2 protein-coding genes are annotated in these 2,747 nt (G+C 27.8%); both read left to right on the top strand.

What is annotated here, in order from left to right:
• The first annotated feature begins 167 nt into the window (after positions 1-167).
• The gene (locus tag AACU95_RS10330) at positions 168-1,163 is read left to right on the top strand and encodes an NAD-dependent epimerase/dehydratase family protein (protein WP_036971920.1); all 996 of its coding nucleotides are present in this window, start codon (positions 168-170) and stop codon (positions 1,161-1,163) included.
• A 483-nt stretch (positions 1,164-1,646) separates the two neighbouring features.
• The coding region (locus tag AACU95_RS10335) for a glycosyltransferase (protein ID WP_161737055.1) at positions 1,647-2,747 on the top strand (1,101 nt) is incomplete at its 3' end.

The following is a 2,747-nucleotide window of genomic DNA, read 5'->3' on the forward strand; positions in this document are numbered from 1 at the left end:
AATATATATACCAACTTTATGGCAAAATGTAATAGATGAATGTGCTGAAAGTAGCATTGAATATAACTATGCTAAAAATATACTTCCGCTCCCCTGCGACCAACGATATGATATAAATGATATGAAGCTCATAGTAGATATTATCATCAAAAATAAGGTTTAATTTAATGAAAAAAATTATAATTTTTGGAGCTACTGGAAATGTAGGCTCTTACTTAACTCGCTATTGTACAGAGTTTTTTGATAAAGATGAATTTGAGATCATAGCTGTTGGTAAGCGTGATACTGATGCTTTTAATATATATAATATAAAATACATTAGTGTTGATATTACAAGCTCGGCCGATTTCGAAAAATTACCTACGGATAATATTCATACAGTTATGCTTTTAGCCGCAAAAATTCCATCTTATATGGATGAATATAATCCTCAAGAATATTTGAATGTAAATATTTTTGGAGCTTTTAATGTATTAGAGTATTGTAAAAAAGTAAAAGCAGATAGGATAATTTATACACAAACAGTTTTTGATATTTCACTGCATTCCAGTGCAAACATCACCTTATTACCTGACTTGGAAAAAAAGTTTGATTATAAAGGCGATCATGCTGTTTATGTTATTTCAAAAAATACAGCTCTAGAACTCATTGAACATTATCATCAAGAATATAATCTTAAGAAGTTTATTTTCAGATTACCCACTATATATAATTATAGTCCTTATCATTACTATTATCCAAATGGTAAGAAGACTAAAAGGCCTTTATATCAAATGATAGAAAAAGCAGAAAAAGGTGAAGACATAGAATTATGGGGGGATCCAAATTATTCAAAAGATATGGTTTATGTGGATGATTTTAGCCAAATGCTCTGTAAAGCGGTATTAGTGGATAGAGATCAAGGATTTTACAACATAGGAACAGGTATTCCTGTAACATTAAAACAACAGATAGAGACTATTATAGAAGTATTCTCTCCACCTGAAAAAAAATCTAACATTATTTACATGCCACATAAACCATATGGTGGTGGTTTTCTAATGGATATTTCAAATGCTAAAAGCGAATTAGGGTATGAACCTAAATATGATTGTAAAAAACTTTTTGAAGCATATAAGGTTGAAATGAACATTAAACGATTCGATCAGCTTCGTGTTAAATAAAAAGCGATAAAGTTTAGCTAGTTACATGTAAACTAGATAAACTAAACCACTTAAAGTATTAACTAAAAAACATCAAATTTTTCGTGCCAACTACAAAATAGCTGGCATATTCTTTTTATCTACATCTTTATAGATATTTCAGAATGATCTTGCTAAATCAGTCGATATTCCGATACTTATATATACCTAATCAATGTTAGAATACCCAGCAATAACTTGACCCGCTGGTTTGAAGAGTCTAATCTCAAAGCGGTTTTGCGTACTGTTAAAGTATGCTTATATAACAAAACTCTTATATTACAGATAGATAAGAGATTTTCGAGAAATTTTTGGCGCTCTGGGGGCCGTAAACCCAGTGCGGTAGCTTTAAACTTTGTTTATAATAACTATGGCTTGTATTTTAATTTTATTGCAACTATCTATTTTTATTCACATTAATAAAATTATTAAATTTAATAATTACACAAGATAGGGATTATTATAATGAAAATAACATTTTTCCATAATGATGAAATAGGTCTAATACATACTGATTTAACAAAAAAACCCTCGTCAGGCACTGTTTCATCTTTATTAAATTTAGCTAAAGGATTAGCTATATTAAATCATGATGTTGTTATATTATCTAAGGCTAAAACTTGTAAAATACATAATATAAATTATGTTGAAATTAAAGAGACCAATGAATTAATTACATGGTATAAAGAAAATAATACTGATGTCCTAGTGACCGTTGGTCATGCTAATAATGTTTTACCGTTATTAGTTAAATATAAAAAATCAAAGATATATCATTGGCATCACAACTATCTAGATATCAAGCATGTAGTAACTTTACTAAAAAAAAACAAAATAGATGGTATTGTAACTGTTTCACCGCATCACATGAGTTCATTATACAAATACTTTATTTTAAATAAAATAACATATATAAGAAATGCTATTGATTATGATTTATTAGCACCATATAAAAGAAATATTCAGCACAGAAATGGTCTAGCTTTTGTAGGAAATATATCAAAATCAAAGGGATTTGATGAAGTTATAAATGCATATTTTGAATATATAAATAGTGGTGGAAAAGAGATCTTACATATATATGGTAGCACTAACTTATATAATAAAAACATGCACTCTTCTCTAAACTTCAATGAATTTGAAGTTAATTTTTATGAGAAGATTAATATGTTAAAAACAAAAAACAAATTAGTGTTTCACGGAAAGCTCCCAAGAGATATATTATATAAAGAATTAAATAAGAGAAAGTTATTATTATGTGGATTAAATAAAACTGGAGGAGCAGAGTCTGCTGGAATAGGTATGATAGAAGCCCAATACATGGGATGTCATGTAATTACTTATAATAGAGGAGGGCAAAAAGACTCCGTTTATAAAAAAAATAATGTAATTAGAATAAGTAGTGATATAACAAAGAAAATTTCTAACGTTCTAAATGATAAAAATGATTATATAAAAAATTCTTTTTTTGAACGCTATGATTTCATAAATATTGCTAATGAATGGGTAAGCCTATTTCAAGGTAAAAAAAATAACAAAAAACACTTTTTTGCTATTAAATCAAGA

The organism is Proteus sp. G4415 (assembly GCF_963896075.1).
GTDB classification, from domain to species: Bacteria; Pseudomonadota; Gammaproteobacteria; order Enterobacterales; family Enterobacteriaceae; genus Proteus; species Proteus mirabilis.

What these genes read in the sequence shown, in the direction of transcription:
- AACU95_RS10330 (WP_036971920.1), top strand. Translation starts at nt 168, where the DNA reads ATGAAAAAAATTATAATTTTTGGAGCTACTGGAAATGTAGGCTCTTAC.